Source organism: Streptomyces sp. FXJ1.172 (assembly GCF_001636945.3).
Lineage (GTDB): Bacteria > Actinomycetota > Actinomycetes > Streptomycetales > Streptomycetaceae > Streptomyces.
Map to the genome: position 1 here is coordinate 1,736,104 of NZ_CP119133.2, position 23,635 is coordinate 1,759,738.

The window sequence follows — 23,635 nt, forward strand, 5'->3', positions numbered from 1 at the left end:
CCGTGGCGGGCGGGGGCGGGCGGCTGGCCGAGGCACTGCGGGTGCTGGCGGCCTGCGGGCACGACCTGGACGCCGACCAGGTCCTCGACGTGCTCTGGCTCGCCCGCCGCCTGCCCGCCGGCACCGACGCCCCGCTGCTGCGCGAACCGCCGCCGGTGCCGAGCCGTCTCGCGCCCGGCCCCGACGCCCCTGAGCCCGGCCCGGCCGCCCCGCAGACGCAGGCGCCGGATCCCGACGACTCCGATCTGCCCGACCTCACCGCCCCCGCCCTGTACGCGGCGGCCCGGCGGTCCCCGGTGCCGGAGGTGCGGCTCGCCCCGTCCGCGCCCGAGCCCCGCCGGGCGATGCCGGTGCGGGTGCCGGAGGACAAGGCCCTCGCCGACGAACTGGAACTGAGCCGGGCGCTACGGCCGTTGCGCCGCCGCCTCGACAGCCGATACCGCACGGAGATCGACGAGGAGCGCACCGCCACCCAGCTCGCCGAGACGGGTCTGCCCGACGTGGTGGAACGGCCGGTGCGGGAACGCTGGCTGAACCTGGCGCTGCTCGTCGACGACGGCCTGTCGATGCTGCTGTGGCACCGGCTCGGCGCCGAACTGCGCACTCTGCTGGAGCGGCTGGGGGCCTTCGCGACCACCCGGGTGCTCGGCCTCGACACCCGTTCCGCCCGCGAACCGCGCCTGCACGCACGGCCGTTCAAGCCCGGGAGCGGCGCGCTGCCGCTGAGCACGGTCAACGACCCCTCGGGCCGCACCCTCGTTCTCGTCGTCAGCGACGGCATGGGCGCCGCATGGCGCTCCGGTGCCCTGCACCGGCTGCTGGCCGGGTGGGCGTCCCGGGGACCGGCCGCGGTCCTGCAGACGCTGCCGCCGGACATGTGGGAGGCCTCCGGCATCGCCGCCGAGCGCTGGCAGGCCACCACCCGGCGGATCGGGGGCGCCAACTCGGCCTGGGAGGTGGCCGATCCGGTGCTGCCGCCGGAGCTGTCCGCCTTCGGCGGGGTGCCGGTGCCCGTCCTGGAACCGACGGCCGAGTCGCTGCGGGAGTGGGCACGGCTGCTCGCCTCGCCCGGCACCACCGTGGAGCTGCCCCTGCTGGCCGGCCCCGACCTGTACGGCAGCGTGGCCGACGCCCGGGCTCTGACCAGTGCCCAGCACTTCCGGGACGCGGCCACCCCGGAGGCGTACCGGCTGGCGGCCCATCTCGCGGCGGTCTCCCCGCTGTCGGTGCCGGTGATGCGGCTGGTGCAGTCGGCGGTCCCGTGGCCGGCCACGACCTCGCATCTGGCGGAGGTGTTCCTCGGCGGTCTGGTCCGGCCGCATCCGGCGCCGGTGCCCGGCCCGCTGCCCGCCAAGCACCGGGTGTTCGACTTCGCCGAGGAGTCCAAGTCGGTGCTCCTGGACTCCGTCCCGCAGGCCGAACTGCTGCGCACCAGCCGCCGGATCGGCCGTCATCTGGAGGAACTCGCGGGCAACTCGCCCGACTTCCCGGCCTGGCTGGCCCATCCGGACGGCTCCGCCCATCTGCCGGGCACCCACCAGCCGTTCACCAGTGTCGAGCGCCGGCTGCTCGCCCGGTTCGGGGTGTCCTTCGACCGGATCCCCGGCCTGCCCGCACAGGCGCCGGAGCCGGCCGTCGACGGGGCCGACGGCTGGGCGCCGCTCACCGGCGCGGACCCGGTGCGGCTCGGCCCGTACACCCTGCGCGACCGGCGCCGGGGCCGCCGTACGATCCTGTACCGGGGCACCGACGCGCAGGGCACCGAGGCGGTGCTGCGCACGCCACGGCCCGATCTCCCGGCGGCCAACGCCCAGTTGATCACCATGGAGGCCGAGGCGCTGTCGCGGCTGCAGGGGCAGTACGCGCCCGCCCTGCTCGCCTCCGGCCCGGAGGACTCCCCACCCTGGCTGGCGATGGCGCCGATCGGTGACCGGGAGGACCGGGACGGCCGGCCGCCGCGGCTGTCCGAGGTGTTCGCCCAGTCGCTGCAGGACGGCACCGCCCCGTTCGACCTCGTGCGCGGCCTGCTGGTGTCCTGGCATCTGGCGAACGCGCTCGCCCTGTGTCACGCCGGCGGGCTGGTGCCCGCCGACTTCGGCATGGACAGCGTGTACGTGCTGCGCCGCACCGTGGCGCTCGCCGATCTGTCCGACTACGCCGTCGACGGCCGCTATCTGGGCTCGGGCCCGGCGCCCACCGCCGCGGACAGCATGCGGGCGCTGGGCGCGCTGCTGCAGCTGATCAGCAGCAAGGCGGGCGTGGAGGTGCCGAGTCTGCCGGAGGGCATGCATCTGTGGCAGGGCGACGGCTGGGAGCAGCTGCGGCGGCTGGTGCTGCGCTGCCTCGACGACGACCCGGCCCGCCGCCCCACCGCCAGTGAGGTCGCCGATGCCCTGGCCCGGTACATCGCCATGGCCCGGCTGCGGACCGGCGACGACACGCCGGAACCGGCCCTGCCGCCGGCCGGCCGGCCGGCCGCACCCGTACCGCTGACCCGTCAGGCCGGGTCCCGGGAGACGTCGCGGGCCGTGCAGCTGCCGCTGTCCCGCTTCAGGGCGTCCCGCCCGCAGACCAGGCAACGCCTGGAACGGGTGCGCGTGCCCCTGCAGTTCAGCAGGCGTCTGACGCTGATCAGCGCCCACCACTACAGCGGCCGGGCCACCGCGACGATCGCGCTGGGCTCGCTGCTGGCCGCCGTACGGTCCGAACCCGTCCTCGCCGTCGACGGGGCAGCCACCGAAGGCGCCCTCGCCGACTTCCTGCCCCGGGACCGCAACCGGGCCGTGCCGCGGGATCTGGCCGCCCTGCCGCTCGGCCCGTCGTACGAGCGGATCCGCGACCGCACCACGCGCCTGCCCTCGGGCCTGGAGGTGCTCGCGCACCGCGCGGGGCACTACGGGCCCAACTCCGCGCACGCCCAGGAGTACCTGCGGGTACTGGCCCACACGGCGCCGTACTACTCCTTCGTCCTGACCGACTGGGCGCCGGTGCGCCTGGACCCGACGCTGGAGGTGATCCTCGACCACACGGACCGGCTGATCGTGTGCTGCGGCACCGGCGACTCGTCCCGCGACGCCGCGGTGGACATCCTCGACCAGATCCGGGAGACCGGGCGTCATGAGCTGGCGCACCAGGCAGTCGTCGTCGCCACCCGGACCGACGGCTCCTACCGCCGGGAGCTGCCCCACGACTTCCACTGGCAGCTGCGCATCCAGTCCGACCGGGTGGTGCACGTGCCCTTCGACGCCGCGCTGCAGTCGGCGCACTGGGAGCTGAAGGATCTGCGCGCGGCCACCGCGGAGGCCTTCCTGCGGCTGGCGGAGCTGGTCGTACGCCCCCTCGACTAGGTCGGCTTCTTCGGCGGCTGTCCCGCGGGGACGTGCGATGCCTGCACGGGCCGGCCCGTGACCAGGGCCGTGTGGGTCCAGGCGGGCTCCGCGGCGACCGGCTGGGCGGCATGCGCGAGGGCGCGGCGGTCCGGGTGGGTGCCCGGCGGTATCACCGGCCGTATCTCCACCTCGGCGACCAGGCCCCGGGCGCGGGCCACCCGCCACAGGGAGGCGAGCAGGGTGTCCTCGCCGACGAACGCCGCCGCCGTGCCGGGCCCGCCGTCCTCCTGCCGGTAGCGCAGGCCGACCGGCTGTACGGGCACGCCCGCGTCGAGGGCGGCCTGGAAGACGGCCCGGTGGAAGCGGCCGTGGGCCCGCCCGCACCAGGTGCTGCCCTCGGGGAAGGCGGCCACGGCCGCGCCCGCGCCGAGCGCCTCCGCGATCCGGTCGACCGTCCCGGGCAGGGCGCGCAGCCGGTCGCGCTCGATGAACAGCGCCCCGCCGCGCGCGGCCAGGGGCCCCGCCACCGGCCACTGCCGGATCTCGGTCTTGGCGAGCATGCGGGCGGGGCGTACGGCGGACAGCAGCGGGATGTCCAGCCACGAGACGTGGTTGGCGACCAGCAGCAGTCCGCCGGCCGGAGCGGGGGTGCCGAAGAGGCGGACCCGGACCCCCATGGCCCGCACGATCGCCCGGCACCAGCGCCTGACCCACTCGGCGGGGATCCTCCCGCCGAGCGGGGACAGCGCGATCCCGGCCAGCAGCAGGGCCACCACGGCGGTCAGCCGCAGCACCGCCCGCGGTACGGCCGCCGCGGTGCGGGCCGGCTCCACACAGGCGCCCGGGGTGCAGGGCGCGCTGGGCAGCCAGACGCTCATCAGGCCGGCACGAGGGAGAGGAAGTGCCGCAGATAGCGCGGGTTGACCCGGCGCATCGACAGCAGCACGTACAGGTCGGCGACCCCGAAGTCCACGTCGTGCGCGGGCTCGCCGCACACCCGGGCGCCGAGGCGGAGGTAGCCGCGCAGCAGGGCGGGCAGCTCGCCGGGGACGGCGGGGGCCTCGGCGTTCGGGGTCCACGGCAGCAGCGGCCGTACCCGGAACTCCTCGGGGGCCAGGTGCTTGGCGCGCACCCGCTCCCAGGTGGCGCTCGCGAGGGCCCCGCCGTCGGCGAGCGGCACCGAGCAGCAGCCCGCCAGCCACTCGTGGCCGCGGTCGGTCATGTAGCGGGCGATGCCGGCCCAGATCAGGCTGATGACGGCGCCGTCGCGGTGGTCGGGGTGCACGCAGGAGCGGCCGACCTCGACCAGCGAGGGCCGGATCGCGTCGAGCGCGGTCAGTTCGAACTCGCCCTCGGAGTAGAGCCGGCCGGCGACCGCGGCCCGCTCCGGGGGCAGCAGCCGGTAGGTGCCGACGACCTGGCCGCTCACGGTGTCGCGGACCAGCAGGTGGTCGCAGTGGGCGTCGAAGGCGTCGATGTCGAGGCCCGGCTGCGGGGTGGCCAGCAGGGCCCCCATCTCCCCGGCGAAGACGTCGTGCCGCAGCCGCTGTGCGGCTCGTACGTCGTCCTCGTCGCGGGCGAGGGTGACGGTGTAGCGGACGGGTGCCGCGGGCTGCGGGGGACGGTCGAGGGTGGACACGCCGGTCATGGCTCACTCCTGGTCACGGGCCGGTTCGGCGACGGCGACGGGTTCGGTGCGTACGGCCCGTCGCTCCTGTTCTTCCGATGCCGGTTGGCGTGCGCGTGACCTGTGCCCGGAGCGAGGATGTGGGAATGCTGAACGCCGGGTCCCCGGCGATCACGGGAGTGGGCCCGCCGAGGGCGGGAATCCAGACGGGGCCGGGGATGAGCACCACTCCCGGCCCCGCCCGCCCGCCTCCGTGTCGGCGAACGTCCCTGTCGGCCGCGCTACCGCCGGCCCGCCTTGCGGGTGGCCCGCAGCCACTCCTTGTTCATGCTGGTGATGGACACCAGCGGAATCCCCTTCGGGCAGGCGGTGGCACACTCGCCGGTCAGCGTGCACCCGCCGAAGCCCTCGGTGTCCATCTGCGCCACCATGTCCAGCACCCGCGTCTCCCGCTCGGGCGCGCCCTGGGGCAGCACGTTCAGGTGGTTGACCTTGGCGGAGGTGAACAGCATCGCCGCGCCGTTGGGGCACGCGGCCACGCACGCCCCGCAGCCGATGCACTCCGCGTGCTCGAAGGCGAAGTCGGCGTCGGCCTTGGGCACCGGCGTGGCGTGCGCCTCCGGCGCGGAACCCGTGGGCGCGGTGACGTATCCGCCTGCCTGGATGATCCGGTCGAACGCGGACCGGTCGACGACGAGGTCCTTGACCACCGGGAACGCGGCGGCCCGCCACGGCTCGACGTCGATCGTGTCGCCGTCCTGGAAGGACCGCATGTGCAGCTGGCAGGTGGTGGTGCGCTCGGGGCCGTGCGCGTCGCCGTTGATCACGAGGGAGCAGGCGCCGCAGATGCCCTCGCGGCAGTCGTGGTCGAAGGCGACGGGGTCCTCGCCGGACAGGATGAGCTGTTCGTTGAGGACGTCCAGCATCTCCAGGAAGGACATGTCGGACGAGATGCCGTCCACCTCGTACGTGGACATCGTTCCTTCGGCGTCGGCGTTCTTCTGGCGCCAGACGCGCAGGGTGAGCCTCATGCGTAGCTCCGCTGGGTGGGGTGGACGTACTCGAAGACCAGGTCTTCCTTGTGCAGGGTGGGAGCCGCCCCGGTGCCGGTGAACTCCCAGGCGGCCGCGTAGCCGAACTCCTCGTCCCTGCGGGCCGCTTCGCCGTCGGGGGTCTGGGACTCCTCGCGGAAGTGGCCGCCGCAGGACTCGGCACGGTGCAGCGCGTCGAGGCACATCAGCTCGGCCAGCTCCAGGTAGTCGACGATGCGGTTGGCCTTCTCCAGCGACTGGTTGAACTCCTCGCCGGTGCCGGGCACCTTGATGCGCCGCCAGAACTCCTCGCGGATCTGCGGGATGCGCTCCAGGGCCTTGCGCAGCCCGGAGTCGGTGCGGGCCATGCCGCAGAACTCCCACATCAGTTCGCCGAGTTCGCGGTGGAAGGAGTCCGGGGTGCGGTCGCCGTCCACCGCGAGGAGCAGGGCCAGCCGGTCCTCGGTCTCGGCCAGCACCTCCTGCACGGCGGGGTGTTCGGCGGTCAGCGGCTCCTGGTGCGGGTTGCGGGCCAGGTAGTCGTTGAGGGTGGCCGGCAGCACGAAGTAGCCGTCGGCGAGGCCCTGCATCAGCGCGGAGGCGCCGAGCCGGTTGGCGCCGTGGTCGGAGAAGTTGGCCTCTCCGATCGCGAACAGGCCGGGGACGGTGGTCTGCAGGTCGTAGTCGACCCACAGGCCGCCCATCGTGTAGTGCACGGCCGGGTAGATCCGCATCGGCACCTGGTACGGGTCCTCGTCGGTGATCCGCTGGTACATGTCGAAGAGGTTGCCGTACCTGGCCTCGACCGCCGCCCGGCCCATCCGCCGGATGGCGTCGGCGAAGTCCAGGTACACGCCCTGGCCGCCGGGGCCGACCCCCCTGCCCTCGTCGCAGACGTTCTTCGCGGCCCGGGAGGCGATGTCGCGCGGGACAAGGTTGCCGAAGGACGGGTAGATGCGCTCCAGGTAGTAGTCGCGCTCGTCCTCGGGGATCTGGTCCGGCGGGCGGGTGTCGCCCTTGGCCCGGGGCACCCAGATCCGGCCGTCGTTGCGCAGCGACTCGCTCATCAGTGTCAGCTTGGACTGGTGGTCGCCGGTGCGCGGGATGCAGGTCGGATGGATCTGGGTGAAGCAGGGGTTGGCGAAGTACGCGCCACGCCGGTGCGCCCGCCAGATCGCGGTCGCGTTGGAGTTCATGGCGTTGGTGGAGAGGTAGAAGACGTTTCCGTATCCGCCGGAGGCGAGGACGACGGCGTCGGCGAAGTACGTGTCGATCTTCCCGGTGATCAGGTCGCGGGCCACGATGCCGCGCGCCCGCCCGTCCACGACGACCAGGTCCAGCATCTCGGTGCGCGGATGCATCTCCACGTTCCCGGCGGCGATCTGCCTCGACAGCGCCTGGTAGGCGCCGAGGAGCAGTTGCTGCCCCGTCTGGCCGCGGGCGTAGAACGTACGCGAGACCTGGACACCGCCGAAGGAGCGGGTGTCGAGCAGCCCGCCGTACTCGCGGGCGAAGGGCACGCCCTGGGCCACGCACTGGTCGATGATCTCGACGGAGATCTGCGCGAGGCGGTGGACGTTGGACTCGCGGGCGCGGAAGTCCCCGCCCTTGACGGTGTCGTAGAAGAGCCGGTGGACCGAGTCGCCGTCGTTGCGGTAGTTCTTCGCCGCGTTGATGCCGCCCTGCGCCGCGATGGAGTGGGCGCGGCGCGGGGAGTCCTGGTAGCAGAACTGGACGACGTGGTAGCCCTGTTCGGCGAGCGTGGCACCCGCGGACCCGCCGGCGAGCCCGGTGCCGACGACGATGACCGTGTGCTTGCGCCGGTTGGCGGGGTTGACGAGCTTGGCCTCGAAGCGGCGCTTGTCCCAGCGCTCGTGGACCGGGCCGGACGGGGCCTTGGCGTCGATGACCGGCTCGCCCGTCGCGTAGTTCACGTATTCGGTCATGTCAGTTCACCACTCCGGTCATGACGCCCACGGGTACGGCGATGAAGCCGGCCGTGAGCAGCAGCGCGAGGACGTCGGCGATGGTCTTCAGGGCGCGGTCGCGGGTGCGGCTGCCGACGCCGAGGGTCTGCGCGGCGCTCCAGAAGCCGTGCCGGATGTGCAGGCCGAGCGCGAGCATCGCGACGATGTAGATGACGTTGCTGTACCAGTGGGAGAAGTCGGAGACGACGTTCTGGTACGGGTGGCCGTGCTCGAAGCGGCCGGGGTGCACGGTGCCGGTGGTCAGGTCCAGGACGTGCCAGATCACGAACAGGCCGAGGATGATCCCGCCCCAGCGCATGGTGCGGGTGGCGTAGCTCGCCCGGGGCCTGGAGTGCACGTACTTGGTGGGCCGTGCCTTGATGTCCCGGCGGCTGAGCTGGTACGCGGACGTGGCGTGGGCGACCACGGCGACGACCATGACGATCCGGATGAGCCACAGCGTCCACATGTGGTGCATGAACGGCTCGCCGATGCGGCGCAGCCAGTGGCCGTAGTCGTTGAACTCGCCCGGACCGAAGTAGATCTTCAGGTTGCCGATCATGTGCGCCACCAGGTACGCCAGCATGATCAGGCCGCTGACGGCCATCACGGTCTTCTTGCCGACGGAGGAGTCCCACATCGTGCGTGCCATGGACGGCCGTCGGTCCGTCCGCGTTGCCAGAGCCATGGCACAGAACGCTAGGACCGGGGGACCCGATCGGTCCAAGACATGGTCCAGCTTGTTTCGATAGGGAGAGGCTATCCTGGCTGGATGCAGTTCCAGCAGCTCCAGTACTTCGTGGCCGTGGCCGAGACCCGGCACTTCACCCGGGCCGCCGAGCTGGTGCATGTCGCCCAGCCGTCGTTGTCGCAGCAGATCAAGGCGCTGGAGCGGGAGCTGGGCGCGGATCTGTTCCTGCGCGCCCGGGGCAACATCACGCTGACCGACGCGGGCGAGGCGCTGCTGCCGCTCGCCCGGCGGATCCTGGCCGACGCGGACACGGCCCGGTACGAGGTGCAGGAGCTGGTGCAGCTGCGCCGGGGGCGGGTGCGGCTGGGGGCGACGCCGAGCCTGTGCACGGGCCTGCTGCCGGACGTGCTGCGCGCCTTCCACGACCGCTACCCCGGCATCCGGCTGCTGATCGAGGAGAGCGGCTCGCACGACCTGGTACGGGAGCTGGCGCGGGGCGCTCTGGACCTTGCGTTGATCGTCCTGCCGCTGCCGACGCCCGCGCCCGCGCTGTCGACGGTGGAGCTGTTGCGGGAGGAGCTGGTGGTCGTGTCGTCACCGGAGACACCGGCGCCCGGCCGGGGCAGCCGGTCCGCACGCATCGCCGACCTGGAGGGTGAGCGGCTGGTGATGTTCCGGCACGGCTACGACCTCAGGGAGCTGACTGTCGCTGCATGCCGGGCGGCGGGCTTCGAGCCCGAATTCGCGGTCGAGGGCGGCGAGATGGACGCGGTGCTGGGGTTCGTGCGGGCGGGGCTGGGCGCGGCCGTCGTCCCGCGCATGGTCGCGTCCCGGTCCGGGCGCGGCCTGAGGGTGACCCCGCTGGCCCGGCCCGGACTGCACCGGACGATCGCACTGGCGCACCGCAGTGACGTCGCTCCGCCGCGCGCGGCACGGGAGTTGCAGCGGATGCTGCTGGAGCGCTGAGCGGATCCGCGGCGGAGGCCGCCCCTGCCGCTCAGCCCGTCGCGTCCACCAGCGCAAGCTCGTGCAGGCGCTCCGGCGGGCCCGGGCGGGCGTAGTACCAGCCCTGGGCCGTGTCGCAGCCCAGTATCCGCAACTGCTCGGCCTGGGCGCCGGTTTCCACGCCCTCCACGGTGACCGCGAGGTCCAGGCTGTGGGCGAGGGTGACGATTCCCTCCACGATCTTCAGGTCGACCGGGTCGGCGGGGAACTGCTGCATGCCCTGGGTGAAGGAGCGGTCCAGTTTGAGGATGCTCACCGGCAGGCGGCGCAGGTTGGCGAGGTTGGAGTAGCCGGTGCCGAAGTCGTCCAGGGCGATGTCGACGCCCATCTCGGCGAGCCGGCGCAGCGGTTTGAGCAGATCGTCGTCGGCGCCGATGAGCGCGGACTCGGTGACCTCCAGGCACAGCGCGTCCGGGGTGACGCCGGCCCGCTCCAGGATGTCGACCGTGTCCTGGACCAGGCCCGGGTGGCTGAGCTGGCACGGCGACAGGTTGACGTTGATGCGCAGCGGCCCGGCACTCGTCTCGGCGCCGTAGCGTTCGCGCCAGGCGCGGGCCTGGCGGATGGACTCCTCCAGCACCCAGCGGCCGAGCGGCACGATCAGGCCGGTGTGCTCGGCGAGCGGGATGAAGCGGTCGGGGCCGAGGACCCCGTGCTGCGGGTGCAGCCAGCGCACCAGGGCCTCGGCGCCGCGCACACTGCCGTCGCCGAGGTGGACCAGCGGCTGGTACTCGATGAAGAACTCGCCGCGCTCCAGAGCCGTGGGAAGGGCGGTGGTGAGCCCGTGCCGGGTGATGGCGCGGGCGTCGGCCTCCGGGTCGGCCAGTTCCGAGCGGTTGCCGCCCGCCGACTTCGCCCGGTACATGGTGATGTCCGCGCTGCGCAGGACCTCGGCCGCGGTGCGTTCGCCGGCCGGGCCCTCCACGATGCCGAGGCTGCCGCGCACCATGAGGTCCCGGCCGTCGATGCTGATGGGGGTCACGAGCGCGTTCATGATGCGCTCGGCCAGCTCGTCCACCGTGCGCTCGGTGCCGGGGCCGGTGGTCAGGGCCACGAACTCGTCGCCGCCGAGCCGGGCGACCATCTCGCCGGGCGCGGTCGCGCAGGACTGCAGCCGGTCGGCGACCTCCACCAGCAGCCGGTCGCCGGCCGCATGCCCGAGGCTGTCGTTGACGGTCTTGAAGCCGTCCAGGTCGAGATAGCACAGGCCGAACCGCTGGCCCTCGCCGAGGGCGAGGACCTTCTCCAGGCGCTCGAAGAACAGGGTGCGGTTGGGCAGTCCGGTGAGCGCGTCGTGCGTGGCCTCGTAGCGCAGCCGGAGGTTGAGCAGCCGCCGCTCGGTGGTGTCCTCCATGAGGGCCAGCTGGTACTGCGGTGCGCCGTCGGCGTCGCGCAGCAGGGAGACCGTCAGGTTGGTCCACAGGACCGTGCCGTCGGGGCGGTTGAAGGCCTTCTCGAGGTGGTAGTGCTCGCGCTCGCCGCGGACGAGTTCGTCGTAGAGCCGCCAGGTCTGCGGGGCGTCCTCGGGGTGCACCCAGTCCTGGACCCGGCGGCCGCGCAGGGTCGGCTCCGAGAGGCCGAACATGCGCAGCAGCGCCTCGTTGACCTGCAGGACGTTGCCGTCGAGGTCGGCGATGCCGATCCCTATGGCCGCGCCCTCGAAGACCGCGCGGAAGCGGGCCTCGCTGGCATGCAGCGCCTGGGCGACCACGCCCTGGGCCTGCAGGGCGGCCTGGGCGATGGACTCCTGCTCGGCGAGGGTGCGCTCGCGCAGCGCCTCGGCGTACCCGGCGGCCATCGCGTGCTGGAGCCGCGAGCAGCGCAGCCGCGGCCCGTCCTGGGGGGCCTCGGGGCCGTCCTCGCCGCAGTACAGCACCAGATAGGCGTCGACGCAGTCCAGGGTGCGGGTGAGCGCCTCCGGGTCGGTGCAGTGCGCGCCGACGAGGGCGGCGCCGACCGCCTTCGCGCCGTCCGCGTCGAAGCCGTGCGCCCGCAGCAGCTCGCGCAGCCGGCGCGCCAGCGGCAGGAGCCGCTCCTCGAACTCGGCGCGGGTCAGCGAGGTGGAGGTCACCGGGTAGACCGCACGGCTCCAGATCGTCGCGAACCGGCGCAGTCTGCCCTCCGGCCCGTCCGGCTCCGCGCTCACGCCGCGCGCCCCACGCCGGCGAATCCGGAGAAGGCGAACGGATCCTCGTCCTCCGGCGCCGACTCCGGGCGCCAGTGCGGCATCGGCACCAGTCCGGGTTCCACCATCTCGTACCCCTCGAAGAACCGCGCGATCTCGTCGCGCGAGCGCATGATCAGCGGGTTGCGAATGTCCTTGTACACGCCCACCGCGCCCTCGGCCCGCTCGGCGGGCAGCGGGATTCCCTCGTACGAGGCATGGGTGAGGATCAGCATGCTGCCGGGGGCGAGCGCCTCGCGCAGCTCGGCCAGCGCACCGTAGGGGTCGTCCACGTCTTCCACGAAGTGCAGTATGGCAACGAGCAGGAGGGCCACTGGCCGATTCAGGTCGATCAGCCGCTCCAACTGGGGGCTCTCGAGGATCTCCTGAGGCTTGCGCAAGTCCGCCGCGATCACGTCCGCGTCCTCGTCGCCGGAGAGTACCGCCTGGCTGTGCGCGACGGCGACCGGGTCGTGGTCGACGTAGACCACGCGTGCGCCCGGCGCGGCCGCCCGGGCCACCTCGTGGACGTTGCCGAACGTCGGGATGCCGGAGCCGATGTCGAGGAACTGGGTGAGGCCTTCTTGGGCCGCGAACCGCACGGCCCGGCGCATGAACGCCCGGTTGGCCTGCATGATCTTCGGCAGGCCGGGCATGAACTCCATGGCCTTGCGGGCCGCTTCCCGGTCGACCTCGAAGTTGTGCGAACCGCCCAGGTAGTAGTCGTAGATCCGCGAGACGCTCGGCACCGAGATGTCGATGCTCCGTGGGGCCCAGGCGGGACGCTCCATGTATCTCTCCAAGGCGTGGACGACAGGCCAGGCGATCCGGTGTTCGAGCTGAGGCTACTGATCGCCCGCCAAAGGGGCGACCCGAACCGGAAATTGACCATCCGTTCCCGGTCACTGCCTGTGGCTTGTGCCCATATGACCCCGCTGTGTGACGACCCTGCCGCCGCCTGCGGCTCGCGCCCTTCGCACAACGGTCCGCCCCCTCCGTGCGGTGCGGAGGGGGCGGACCAGCGGTGGCGCTCCGGGCCGGGCGGGCGATCGACCCTGGGGAGGTGATCTACTTGCCCGGCGCGCCGACCGGCTTGCCGTCGGGCGAGACGGCGTACCAGGTGCCGCCCACGCCCTGACCGTTGGTGTCACCGGGGGCGTTGTCCCCGGAGAAGGTGTAGATCGGCCAGCAGTTGACGGTCATCTGCTTCACACCGTCGGGACGGGTGAAGCCCATCAGGCCCTTCTTCTTGACGCCCTGGGTGTCGTCGGGGCTGACGATGCCGACCGCCGGCCACTTCACGAGGCAGGCTCCGGTGCAGTTCGAGACGGACTTGGGCCAGGCCTTGTCCTTCAGGAAGCGGTAGACGGTCCGCCCGTTCTTGTCGACGACGATGTCGCCCAGCTTGGGGTCCTTGCGGACGGACAGGCCGGGCAGGGAGGCCAGGGAGGCCTTCTTGCCGTTGGGGGCGAGCGCGAACCACTTGCCGCCCACGCCCTGGCCGTTGACGTCACCGGCGTTGACGTCCTTGGCGTAGCGGTACGCCGGCCAGCCGCCGATGGTGAGCTGCTTGGTGCCGTCGGCGCGGGTGACCGAGCCGAGCAGCGCCTTGTCGACGCCGGCTCCGGCGGCGGCGTCGCCCGCGGGCACCGGCGGCCAGGTGGTGGCGCAGTCGCCGGCGCAGTTCGACTTGGGCGGGTTGGCGGTGTCCTTGTCGAACCGGTAGAGGGTGAGGCCGGAGCCGTCGGTCAGCACATTGCCCAGGTCGGGGTTGGCGGCCACGGTCAGCTTGCCCGCGGGGGCGGCCGCGGCCGGGGAGGCGGAACTCTGGTTGCCGTCGGCACCGTAGCCGTTCGCGGCGCCCGTGCCGGTGCCCGCGCCGGTGGTCGGGCTGCCCGCGGGAGCCGTGGCCCCGACGTTCTGGGCCGCCGCGGCCGGGGTGGTGCTGTTGTCCTGACCGCACGCCGTCGTCAGCGCCAGCACCGAGGCGGCTGTGGCCACCAGTGAGGCGGTCCGCCAGGAGGTCTTCATCTTCAACTCCCCATTATCGCCTGGATGTTGCAGCGCCTTGCCGAGCCGCCGCACGGCCATGGGTACGCACCGCGGGGGCCCGAGCGTTCAACGCGGCGGGGAATTTCTTCGGGAATTTCTTTCCGGATGCCGTGTCACGCCCCTGCGCCGGGGGCTCACGCGGGCGCACGTTTCACGCCAACCGCACGCTTGGGCGCGTCAAACCATTGATCGTGAGATGTCCTCCCTTCGAAGCAATCCGGGCGCACTACGGCGTTCTTCCGGTTTCCACACCCCATGATCTTCGTCGTGCATGGACCCGAAGTGACCCGACGCGCGCCCGCCGTAAGGGCGTTGGCTCTGTTGACGCTGAGCTGGACCCTGGTGGGCTGCCCGGTCGGCAGCGCGTCGGCCGACGCCTGCGCGTCCGCCTCCACGGGACCGGACGGCACGGTGGCGGTGGCGTGGGCCGGCGACGGCGATCACTGGCCGACGCCCCCGCCCTGCCCGCTGCCGACACCGCCGCCGTGCCCGCCCACCCCCACACCGGCCCCCTCACCGCCGCCGAAGCCGAAGCCGGCGCCGCGTCCGGCACCGAAGCCCGCCCCGAGGCCGAAGCCCGCTCCCAGACCCGATCCGGAGCCGAAGCCACCGCCCCGGCCCGGCCCGCCCGCGCCGGCACCCCGGCCGGTGCCGGCGCCCACGCCCACCCCCACCGCGTCGGCGCCCGGGCCCAAGGTGGCACCGGCGCCCTCGCCGAGGCCGGTGCGCTATCCCGCGTACCACCCGCACCCCGTCCGCCACCCGGCTCCCAGCACCACCACGCCGGTCATCTACGTCCTGCTCATCACCGTCCCCGCGATCGTCGCCGTGGCGGCCCTGCGTCCGCGCTGAGGCGCGTCCGCTCACCCTTGGAGGTATCCGTTGCCGGATTGGCTTGTTCTCGTCCTCGCGATGCTGGGGGCCTGCGCCGTCGTGGTGCTCGTCACCTTCCTGCGCAACAGGCGGGCTCCCGAGGACGAGGACCCCAGCGAGACCCCGGACGTCATCGAGTACATGACGATGTGGATCGGCGTCGTGTACGCCATCGTCCTCGGCCTCGCCATCGCGGGCGTCTGGGAGGCCCGCAGCTCCGCCCAGGACTACGTGCAGAACGAGGCCCAGGCGCTGCACGAGATCTCGGAGCGGGTGAGGGTCTACCCGCCGGACGTGCGTGACCGGATCCGGGCCGATGTCAACACCTATGTCGCCTACGTCGTCGACCACGAGTGGAGGACGATGTCGCACGACGGGCGCGTCACCGACCGCGGTGCCGCGCTGCTGCAGAAGGTCCGCCAGGACGTCACCGACTACCGGCCGAAGAACGACTTCGAGGCGCAGGCCTACCAGCCGCTGCTGGACCAGATGACCGCCGCCGACCAGGCACGCAACGACCGCGCCGACTCCACCGGGGACACCATGCCGTCGGTGGTGTGGTGGGGACTGCTCATCGGGGGCCTGGTCACCGTCGGCATGGTGTTCGCGCTGCAGATCCGGCGCACCAGACGCGAACTGGTCCTGGCCGGCCTGTTCTCGGCGACCATCGCGTTCATGCTGTTCCTCATCTGGGACTTCGACGCCCCCTTCAGCCGGGGCATCGCGGTGACCGCGGAACCGTTCGTGAACCTGTTCCCGGCCGTCACCGGATGATTCGGGACGCGACGGCGTCCTCGTAGATCCGCTTCTCCTTCCTGCGGCGCAGCCAGTACACACCGCTGCCGGTCACCGCCGAGCCGACGAGTCCGGCCCCGATGGCCATGTCGGTGGTCGTGGCCCCGGCGGTCCCGGCCCCGCCGGCACCGGCTTTGACGGCGCCGAGCACGGTGAACGCGGCCGGGCGGGTCAGGGTCCTGCCGTCGCAGTGGACCGTGATCCCGTACCGGCCGGGACGGGCGTCACGGTCGACGGCGACGGATCCCCGCGAGGCGTCGTCGCGGAACGGGACGATCCAGGTGCGGGGAAAGCCCCGGGAGGACACGGCACCGCCGCGGCAGCCGTCCACGGTGACTCTGAGCCGGGCACCGCTCGCGACCACGCTGGGCCTGGCGACGATGTTCCACGGGCCGCTGCCGGCACGACTGCCCCGGTCACCGGCCCGCCCTCCGTTCCTGCCGTCGTCGCCACCGCTGCAGTCGCAGTCGTCGCGGTCGCCGACAGCACGACGGCCGCTCGCGTCGTCGTGACCGCGGATGCCGAAGCCGCCGCCGCTGCCGTCACCGCCCGGGCCGAGGCCCCTGCCGCTGTCGGACACACCGCCGTTGCCCTGGCCCACGCCGTCCGCGACGGCCCGAGGGGCGGCGAACCCGAGCACGGCGACCGCGGCGCACACGGCCGCGAGCACATGTTGGTTTCGCATGTGATCCTCCGCGGGAGGCGCGCCGGGTCCGGTCCCGGTCGATCGGCGAGAAAACGCCTCCCGGGAAGACCCTCGAACCCCGGGAACACGCCCGCATGTCGAGAATCCTCCGTCCTGGTGAGACAACACGCCGGAGGGAAAGCACACAATCTGATATTGCTGCAGGTCACGGACCGTCAGAAAATTCCTGGAAACAGCAACTCGGATGGCGCACCGCACTCGTTGCGGGCCACCCGTTCGCCGCTCGCCGCCGTCGGCCGCGGTGCGCGCGGGACTTAGCGTTTTCCCAAGTGCTGACGCACGCGGCTGCGGCCGCGTCGAGAGGGGATGGCGAATGTCTGCGTCCGGACTGTCCGAGCTTGCCGAGGAGGAGCGGCGGAGGAAGCGCGCCCCGTGGGGTGTGACAGCGCTTGCCCTGCTGACCGGGCTGGCGCTCATCCGCAATGGCTCGGGGCAGTTCGACATCGGTCCGCCGCAGCCCGCCCCGGTGGCGGCCCCGGACAGCCGTACCATCGCGGGCACGTTCGCCGCGCCTTCGGCCCCGCTCGGCTTCTCCGTCCCCGGCCGGGTGCGGATCCCGGCGATCCAGGTGGACGCGCCGGTGACGCCCGTCAGCCTGGACGCGGACGGCTGGATCGGCGCGCCGCCGCCCGAGGAACCCCATCTCGCGGGCTGGTTCACCGGTGCCGTCTCCCCCGGCGAGAAGGGCACGGCCGTCATCGTCGGACACGTCGACAACCGGCGGGGCCCCGCCGTGTTCTACGGACTCGGGGCCCTGAGGAAGGGGAACCGGATCGAGGTCCTGCGCAGGGACAAGAAGACCGCGGTGTTCGAGGTCTACGGCATCGAGGTCTTCTCGAAGGCCCATTTCCCCGGCGACCGGGTGTACGGCTCGAAGGGGACACCGGAATTGCGGGTCATCACCTGCGGCGGCGGATTCTCGAAGCGGAACGGATACGACGGGAATGTCGTGGTCTTCGCCCGCCTGGTCGCGGTGAACTGAAAGCCACCGCGACCGGGCGCAGACCGTCACAGGCGTCTGGGCGGCACCGTCATGTGATACCCGGAGTCGATGAGGTGGGGCAGCCATTCACGGATCGCGCGGACGGTCTGCGAACGGTCGCCCCCGGCGTCGTGGGAGAGCACCACGACACCGGGGGCGGCACCCTGCTCCACCCGGTCGACGATGGTGGAGGTGCCCGGCGTCATCCAGTCGGTGGTGTCCACCGTCCAGGCCATCGGCTCCATGCCCAGCGCGGCGCCCAGCTGGAACGCGGCCCGGTTCCAGGCGCCGTACGGGGCCCGGAACCACTGGGGGCGCTCGCCGTAGGAGGCCTCGATGGCGTCGCTGGTGCTCGCCATCTCGGCGTGGATCTCTTTGCGGTTGAGGGTCGTCAGCAGCGGATGCGTCCAGGTGTGGTTGCCGACGACATGGCCCTCGTCGGCCATGCGGGCCACCAGTTTCTTGTTCTCCACGACGCACTCCCCGCACAGGAAGAACATCGCCCGCACGTTGTACTTGGCCAGGGTGTCCAGGATGTGCGGGGTGTACTCCGGGTTGGGGCCGTCGTCGAAGGTCAGCATCATGTGCCGGCCGCGGCCGGAGATCCGGAGAATCGGCTCGGTGCGCACCTTCAGTCGGCGCGGCGCGGCGCGCGGCGGTGCGTCGCCGGTGAGCGGCTGGAGGCGGAAACCGGAGGACTTGAGGGCCTGGCGGGCCTGCGGGCCGGGAACGGGGGCCGGGGCACGCGGCGCGCTCTCCTCGGCGCCGCCCGCGAGGACGACTCCGGCGCTGCCCGCGGCCCCCAGCGCGGCGGCGCCGGCGAGAAGCATCCGGCGCCGCGTGAGGTACTGATCCTTCTGCATGACTCATCAGTCGCCCCGCAACTCTCCGGCGCACCACAACGACACCGCTGCGGCGGCAGGAAACCACCCGGTCGGATGAGCCTGCCGGAGCCGGGCCTCAGCGGCGCCGCACCAGCGGGAACGGCAGGGTCTCCCGGATCGTCAGCCCGGTGAGGAACATGACGAGCCGGTCGACGCCGAGGCCGAGGCCGCCGGTCGGGGGCATCGCGTACTCGAGTGCCTGCAGGAAGTCCTCGTCCAGCTCCATGGCCTCCGGATCGCCGCCCGCGGCCCGCAGCGACTGCTCGGTCAGCCGTCGGCGCTGTTCGACGGGGTCGGTCAACTCCGAGTAGGCGGTGCCCAGTTCGGTGCCGAAGGCGACGAGGTCCCAGCGCTCGGCGAGCCGCGGGTCGGTGCGGTGCTGCCGGGTCAGCGGGGAGACGCCGGCCGGGAAGTCCTTGTAGAACGTGGGCAGCCGGGTGCGTTCCTCGACGAGCCGTTCGTACATCTCCAGGACGACGTCGCCGGGGGTGTCGTCGGCGGTGTACGGCACCCCGGTGCGGTCGCACAGCCGGTGCAGCCGCAGCAGTTCGGTGCCGGGGGTGATCTCCTCGCCCAGCACTTCGGAGATCGCCCCGTACACGGTCCTGACCGGCCAGGTGCCGGAGATGTCGTACTCCTGCCCGTCCTTGCGGGCGACCGGGGAGCCGAAGACGGCGCTCGCCGCGCCCTGGATCAGCTCGCGGGTGAGGTCGAGCATCACGGTGTAGTCGGCGTGCGCCTGGTAGGCCTCCAGCATCGTGAACTCGGGGTTGTGCTTGTAGGAGACGCCCTCGTTGCGGAAGGTGCGGCCCAGCTCGAAGACCTTCTCCAAGCCGCCGACGCACAGCCTCTTCAGATACAGCTCGGGGGCGATGCGCAGGTACAGGTCGAGGTCGTAGGCGTTGATGTGGGTGGTGAAGGGGCGGGCGTTGGCGCCGCCGTGGATCTGCTGCAGCATCGGCGTCTCGACCTCGACGTAGCCGCGGTCCAGCAGGCCCTGGCGCAGGGCCTGGACGGCGGTGCAGCGGGCCCGGATCACGGCGCGGGCGGCGGGGCTGGTGGCGAGGTCGAGATAGCGGCGGCGGACCTTGGCCTCGGGGTCGGCGAGGCCACGGCGTTTGTCGGGCAGCGGGCGCAGGCATTTGCCGGTGAGCTGCCAGGAGGTGACGAAGACGGTGGGTTCGCCCTTGTCGCTGCGGCCGGTGTGGCCGGTGACGGTGATGTGGTCGCCGATGTCGATGTCGGCGGCGAAGCGGTCGAGGGCGGCGCCGGGTGTGTCCCGGGTGAGGGCGATCTGGTGGTCACCCGACCAGTCGCGCAGTACGGCGAAGACGATGCCGCCGAAGTCGCGGACCAGCATCACCCGGCCGGCCACGGTGACGTCCTGGCCGGGCCGGACGTCGGCGAGGGCGTGGGTGGGGGCGGGGCCGCCGACGGGGTAGGGGTCGGTGCCGGCGGCGCGCAGCCGGTCCAGGGTGCGGCGGCGCACCCGGACCTGGTCGGGCAGGCCCGCCTGCGGGGCCGCGGCCGCGGCCCGGTCCCCCTCGCCGGGGCCGGGCGCCGTGAGCGGGGGCAGCCCCTGGGTGGTGGCGGGCCGCGGTCCGTTCTTCGCGTGCCCCTTGCCCCAGAGTTTGCGCAGCGAGGGAACGGAGACGAAGCCTTCGGCGATGCCGGAGGCGAGCCCGATCCGGGCGAGGGAGGCGGTCTCGCCGTAGCAGATGAAGCGCGGGTACCACTCGGGGTGGTATTTGGCGTTGGAGCGGTACAGGGCCTCCAGCTGCCACCAGCGCGAGAAGAACAGCAGCAGGCGGCGCCAGAGCCTGAGGACGGGTCCGGCGCCGATGCGGGCGCCCTCCTCGAACACGGACCGGAAGACGGCGAAGTTCAGCGAGATCCTGCGCAGGCCCAGCTTGGGGGCGGCGGTGCACAGCTCGGCGACCATGAACTCCATGACCCCGTTGGGGGCGGCGCGGTCGCGGCGCATCAGGTCCAGGGAGATGCCGCTGCGGCCCCAGGGCACGAAGGAGAGCAGGGCGAGGAGCCGGCCGTCCTCGCCGAGGGCCTCCACAAGCAGGCAGTCGCCGTCGGCGGGGTCGCCGAGCCGGTCCAGGGCCATGGAGAAGCCGCGCTCGGTCTCGGTGTCGCGCCAGGCGTCGGCCTTGTCGACGACCTCCTCCATCTCCCGTTCGCCAAGGCTCGAGTGGCGGCGGATGCGGCAGGTGGCGCCGGTGCGGGCGACGCGGTGCACGGCCTGCCGGGTCACCCGCATGTCGCGGCCGTCGAGGTCGAAGGAGGCCACAGGCACGATCGCCTCGTCGCCGAGCTGGAGGGCGCCGAGCCCGGCGCGGGCGTAGGCGCGGGCGCCGTCCTCGGAGGCGCCCATCACGGCGGGCGCCCAGGCGTAGCGGCGGGCCAGGTCCAGCCAGCAGGCGATGGCGTGCGGCCAGGCCTCCATGTCGCCGACGGGGTCGCCGCTGGCCAGGCACACCCCGGCCTCGACGCGGTAGGTGACGGCGGCCTTGCCGCTGGGCGAGAAGACGACGGCCTTGTCCCGGCGGGTGGCGAAGTAGCCGAGGGAGTCCCGCTCGCCGTAGGCCGCGAGGAGGGCGCGGATGCGGGCCTCCTCGTCGTCGTGCAGGGCGGCCTCCAGGCGCTGGGAGCGGAACAGCGTGGCGGCGGCGTTGAGCAGGGCGAGGGCGCCGAGCAGGCCGAGCACGAAGGAGACCTTGCGCGGCGGGCGGCCGGAGAAGCTGCCTTCCGAGATCAGTCCGCCGCACACCCGGTCGGCCGCCCAGGCCAGGTGCTGGCTCGCCGGGAGCGTGCCCGGGAACAGCAGGACCAGCCCCCAGCCCAGCAGGATCGCCACGATGAGCCCGGCGGCCAGCACGCCGAGGGCCCGGCGTACGGCCGCGCGGCGGGAGGCGGCGTAGAACTCCCGGCGGGCCACGACGAGCAGGGCCAGCAGCAGGACGGACACCACCAGGGGCAGCAGCGCCTCGGTGTACATCCCGACGCCCACGGCCAGCGCGTCGGTGAGGACGAGCAGGCCGAGGTAGACGACGACCAGCCACCAGGCGGCCTTCTTGCGGGCGGCGGTGGCTCCGGCCAGCAGGAAGAGGAAGACGGCGTAGGCGAGGTTGGCGCTGATGGGCACGAGGAGCACCTCAAGGGCCTCCGCGACCGGCCGGAACAGGCGCCGCAGGGGTTCGATGAGGGCGAGCAGGGCGCACAGCAGGCCGAGCGCGCCGAAGAAGGTCGCGAACGCCTCGGGCACCCAGCCGAGGCGCCCGCCGGCGGGCGGGCGTGTCGCGGCCGTGGGGTCCCTGCGGGCGGCGGGCTCCGCGCTGGCGGTCATGGTTCCGACTGTAGGAAGCGGCCGGGCGGCTCGCCCGTCGAGAGCCCGGCGCGGGGGCTGCGGATGCCCGTTGTCCTGCCGTGATGGGGCCTCGTGGAACATCGGGAACCGCCGGTTCCGATAGCCTCGGAGCCGTGACGGAACAGCAGGGGCAGCACTCCCACTCGCACGCGCACCGGTTCGAGCGGGGTACGGACGGGCCGAAGGTCATCGTGGTCGGGGTGGACGGCTCCGACTCCTCGCTGCGCGCGGCCGCGTACGCGGGCGGGCTCGCCCGGCGCCAGCACGCGCTGCTGGCCGTGGTGTACGTGCAGCCGGTGCTCGCGGCCGGGGCGGCGCTCGGGGCGCCGGTGGCGGAGACGACCGACGAGATCGCCGAGGACCTGGTCACCTACATCCGGGAGGCGGCCGAGCGGGTCAAGGGGATATTCGAGGTGCGCTGGGAGTTCCACACCTTCCGCGGCGATCCCTACGGCGGGCTGGTGAAGGCCGCCGACGAGCTGAAGGCGGACGCGGTGGTCGTGGGCGCCTCGGAGCAGGCCGGGCACCGGATCATCGGCTCGGTGGCGGTGCGGCTGGTGAAGGCCGGGCGCTGGCCGGTGACGGTCGTCCCGTAGGCGGTCACGGCGGCGGTCGTGGCCCGGCGCGGGGGTTTTGAGCCGTGCGTGGCGTCTTCCGTACCCGACCGGCCTGAGCCATCATGATCCGCCGGCAGCCGTTGCCGTCGGCGAAGAGGTGAGGCTCATGGACAGGATCCGCGCGGGTGAGGGCATTCTCCGCCGCAAACCCATCGAGCACATCGAGGAGACGGAAGTCGGCGAGGGCGCCCGGCTGGAGCGGTCGCTGGGCCTGTGGCAGCTCACGGCGATCGGCGTGGGCGGCATCATCGGCGCCGGCATCTTCACGCTGGCCGGAACGGTGGCCAACGAGAAGGCCGGGCCGGCGGTGCTGGTGTCGTTCCTGATCGCCGGTGTGGCGAGCGCCTGTGCGGCGCTGTCGTACGCCGAGTTCGCCGGGCTGATCCCGAAGGCGGGGTCGGCGTACACGTACGGCTACGCGGTGCTCGGCGAGTTCGCGGGCTGGTTCATCGGCTGGGACCTGTTGCTGGAGTACACCGCGATCGTGGCGGTGGTGGCGATCGGCATCTCCGGGTACTTCGGTTTCCTGGTCGGGGAGATGGGCGCGAACCTGCCGCACTGGATGCTGGGCGCGCCCGGCACCGGGGACGGTCACCGGGTCGATCTGTTCGCGGCGATCCTGTGCCTGCTGATCGCCTGGCTGCTCAACCTGGGCATCCGCAGCGCGGCCCGCTTCGAGACGCTGGTGGTGGCGCTGAAGGTGCTGGTGGTGCTGCTGGTGATCGGGGTGGGTGTGTTCCACATCGACACCGCGAACTACCACCCGTTCTTCCCGTACGGCGTCGGTGGCGCGTTCACCGGCGCGGCCACCGTGTTCTTCGCGGTGTTCGGCTACGACGCGATGTCGACGGCGGCCGAGGAGTCCAAGGACGCGCAGCGGCACATGCCGAAGGCGATCATCTACTCGCTGGCGATCTCCATGGTGCTGTACGTGGCGGCCTGTCTGGTGCTGACGGGCATGCAGGACTACCGGCACATCGACCCGGAGAGCGGCTTCTCGACGGCGTTCAAGTCGGTGGGGCTGAACGCGCTGGCGGACGTGATCGCGGTGGGCGCCATCATCGGAATCCTGACCGTGATGTTCACGTTCATGCTGGGCGTGACCCGGGTGTGGTTCTCGATGTCCCGTGACGGACTGCTGCCCAGGTGGTTCGCCAGGACCCACCCGACCCGCCATGTGCCGACCCGGGTGACCTGGATCGTCGGGGCGGGGTCGGCGGCCATCGCCGGGTTCGTGCCGATCGGCTCGGCGGCCGAGCTCACCAACATCGGCATCCTGCTGGCGTTCGTGGTGGTGTGCACGGCGGTGATCGTGCTGCGCTACCGGCAGCCGGAGTTGCCCCGCACCTTCCGCACCCCGGGGATGCCGGTCGTGCCGGCGCTGGGGGTCGTCTTCTCGATCTGGCTGATCACGTTCCTGCAGTGGCAGACCTGGGTGCGGTTCGCGGTGTGGTTCGTGATCGGGTGCGTGATCTACTTCGGCTACTCCTACCGGCGCTCGGCGCTGGCCGAGCGGCGGCCCGCCGGATGAGCGCC

Annotated in this window: 19 protein-coding genes; 7 read left to right on the forward strand and 12 right to left on the reverse strand. The window is 72.6% G+C overall.

The window, feature by feature from the left end; genetic code table 11:
• The first annotated feature begins 2 nt into the window (after positions 1–2).
• A complete protein-coding gene (locus tag A6P39_RS07805; protein WP_331454104.1) occupies positions 3–3,347 on the forward strand; it encodes an SAV_2336 N-terminal domain-related protein in 3,345 nt (1,114 codons plus the stop codon).
• Here A6P39_RS07805 and A6P39_RS07810 read toward each other — a convergent pair.
• From A6P39_RS07810 to A6P39_RS07830, 5 genes are all read right to left on the reverse strand, one after another.
• Positions 3,344–4,207 (reverse strand): lysophospholipid acyltransferase family protein, encoded by an 864-nt coding sequence (locus A6P39_RS07810; protein ID WP_079133263.1) that lies wholly within the window; start codon positions 4,205–4,207, stop codon positions 3,344–3,346. The two genes, A6P39_RS07805 and A6P39_RS07810, sit on opposite strands and share 4 nt — an antisense overlap.
• On the reverse strand, positions 4,207–4,977 hold the full coding sequence (locus A6P39_RS07815) for a GNAT family N-acetyltransferase (protein WP_067043275.1): 771 nt from the start codon (positions 4,975–4,977) through the stop codon (positions 4,207–4,209). The genes A6P39_RS07810 and A6P39_RS07815 overlap by 1 nt, the downstream gene beginning before the upstream one ends.
• A 260-nt stretch (positions 4,978–5,237) precedes the next feature.
• Positions 5,238–5,987, reverse strand: a complete 750-nt coding sequence (locus tag A6P39_RS07820; RefSeq protein WP_067043272.1) for a succinate dehydrogenase/fumarate reductase iron-sulfur subunit — start codon at positions 5,985–5,987, stop codon at positions 5,238–5,240.
• Positions 5,984–7,933, reverse strand: coding sequence for a fumarate reductase/succinate dehydrogenase flavoprotein subunit (locus A6P39_RS07825; protein ID WP_067043269.1), 1,950 nt, complete (start codon positions 7,931–7,933; stop codon positions 5,984–5,986). Before A6P39_RS07825 ends, A6P39_RS07820 begins: the two co-directional genes overlap by 4 nt.
• A 1-nt stretch (position 7,934) precedes the next feature.
• On the reverse strand, positions 7,935–8,606 hold the full coding sequence (locus A6P39_RS07830; protein ID WP_067043266.1) for a succinate dehydrogenase: 672 nt from the start codon (positions 8,604–8,606) through the stop codon (positions 7,935–7,937).
• A 120-nt stretch (positions 8,607–8,726) separates the two neighbouring features.
• On the opposite strand from A6P39_RS07830, the gene A6P39_RS07835 reads away from it, so the two are divergent.
• Positions 8,727–9,611, forward strand: coding sequence for a LysR family transcriptional regulator (locus A6P39_RS07835; protein ID WP_067043263.1), 885 nt, complete (start codon positions 8,727–8,729; stop codon positions 9,609–9,611).
• Between the two features lie 31 nt (positions 9,612–9,642).
• Here the strand turns inward: A6P39_RS07835 and A6P39_RS07840 are convergent, their stop codons facing one another.
• From A6P39_RS07840 to A6P39_RS07855, 4 genes are all read right to left on the reverse strand, one after another.
• Positions 9,643–11,796, reverse strand: coding sequence for a putative bifunctional diguanylate cyclase/phosphodiesterase (locus A6P39_RS07840; RefSeq protein ID WP_067043260.1), 2,154 nt, complete (start codon positions 11,794–11,796; stop codon positions 9,643–9,645).
• Positions 11,793–12,605, reverse strand: coding sequence for an SAM-dependent methyltransferase (locus A6P39_RS07845; RefSeq protein WP_067043258.1), 813 nt, complete (start codon positions 12,603–12,605; stop codon positions 11,793–11,795). Before A6P39_RS07845 ends, A6P39_RS07840 begins: the two co-directional genes overlap by 4 nt.
• A gap of 277 nt (positions 12,606–12,882) precedes the next feature.
• Positions 12,883–13,845 carry an SCO0930 family lipoprotein gene (locus A6P39_RS07850; RefSeq protein WP_067043254.1) on the reverse strand — a complete coding sequence of 321 codons (963 nt, stop codon included), beginning with the start codon at positions 13,843–13,845 and terminating at the stop codon, positions 12,883–12,885.
• 461 nt (positions 13,846–14,306) lie between these two features.
• Complete coding sequence (locus tag A6P39_RS07855; protein ID WP_067043251.1) at positions 14,307–14,561, reverse strand: hypothetical protein; 255 nt, start codon at positions 14,559–14,561, stop codon at positions 14,307–14,309.
• A 28-nt stretch (positions 14,562–14,589) separates the two neighbouring features.
• Between A6P39_RS07855 and A6P39_RS07860 the strand changes: the two genes are divergently transcribed.
• Both A6P39_RS07860 and A6P39_RS07865 read left to right on the forward strand, forming a co-directional pair.
• Positions 14,590–14,718 (forward strand): hypothetical protein, encoded by a 129-nt coding sequence (locus A6P39_RS07860; protein WP_267893295.1) that lies wholly within the window; start codon positions 14,590–14,592, stop codon positions 14,716–14,718.
• A 30-nt stretch (positions 14,719–14,748) separates the two neighbouring features.
• On the forward strand, positions 14,749–15,513 hold the full coding sequence (locus A6P39_RS07865; RefSeq protein ID WP_079133261.1) for a bestrophin-like domain: 765 nt from the start codon (positions 14,749–14,751) through the stop codon (positions 15,511–15,513).
• Here A6P39_RS07865 and A6P39_RS07870 read toward each other — a convergent pair.
• A complete protein-coding gene (locus A6P39_RS07870) occupies positions 15,503–16,219 on the reverse strand; it encodes a hypothetical protein (RefSeq protein WP_107304295.1) in 717 nt (238 codons plus the stop codon). The genes A6P39_RS07865 and A6P39_RS07870 overlap by 11 nt on opposite strands.
• Positions 16,220–16,553: 334 nt before the next feature.
• Here A6P39_RS07870 and A6P39_RS07875 point away from each other — a divergent pair, with 334 nt between their 5' ends.
• Positions 16,554–17,222, forward strand: a complete 669-nt coding sequence (locus A6P39_RS07875) for a class F sortase (protein WP_067043245.1) — start codon at positions 16,554–16,556, stop codon at positions 17,220–17,222.
• 26 nt (positions 17,223–17,248) lie between these two features.
• Here the strand turns inward: A6P39_RS07875 and A6P39_RS07880 are convergent, their stop codons facing one another.
• Together A6P39_RS07880 and lysX are read right to left on the reverse strand one after the other, a co-directional pair.
• Positions 17,249–18,085 (reverse strand): polysaccharide deacetylase family protein, encoded by an 837-nt coding sequence (locus tag A6P39_RS07880; RefSeq protein ID WP_067043242.1) that lies wholly within the window; start codon positions 18,083–18,085, stop codon positions 17,249–17,251.
• A 97-nt stretch (positions 18,086–18,182) separates the two neighbouring features.
• Entirely contained in the window at positions 18,183–21,461 is a 3,279-nt protein-coding gene (lysX, locus tag A6P39_RS07885; protein WP_067043239.1) for a bifunctional lysylphosphatidylglycerol synthetase/lysine--tRNA ligase LysX, read from the reverse strand.
• A 134-nt stretch (positions 21,462–21,595) separates the two neighbouring features.
• Between lysX and A6P39_RS07890 the strand changes: the two genes are divergently transcribed.
• Together A6P39_RS07890 and A6P39_RS07895 are read left to right on the forward strand one after the other, a co-directional pair.
• The gene (locus tag A6P39_RS07890) at positions 21,596–22,078 is read left to right on the forward strand and encodes a universal stress protein (protein ID WP_067043236.1); all 483 of its coding nucleotides are present in this window, start codon (positions 21,596–21,598) and stop codon (positions 22,076–22,078) included.
• 127 nt (positions 22,079–22,205) lie between these two features.
• Positions 22,206–23,630, forward strand: coding sequence for an amino acid permease (locus A6P39_RS07895; RefSeq protein WP_067043233.1), 1,425 nt, complete (start codon positions 22,206–22,208; stop codon positions 23,628–23,630).
• Positions 23,631–23,635 lie beyond the last annotated feature (5 nt).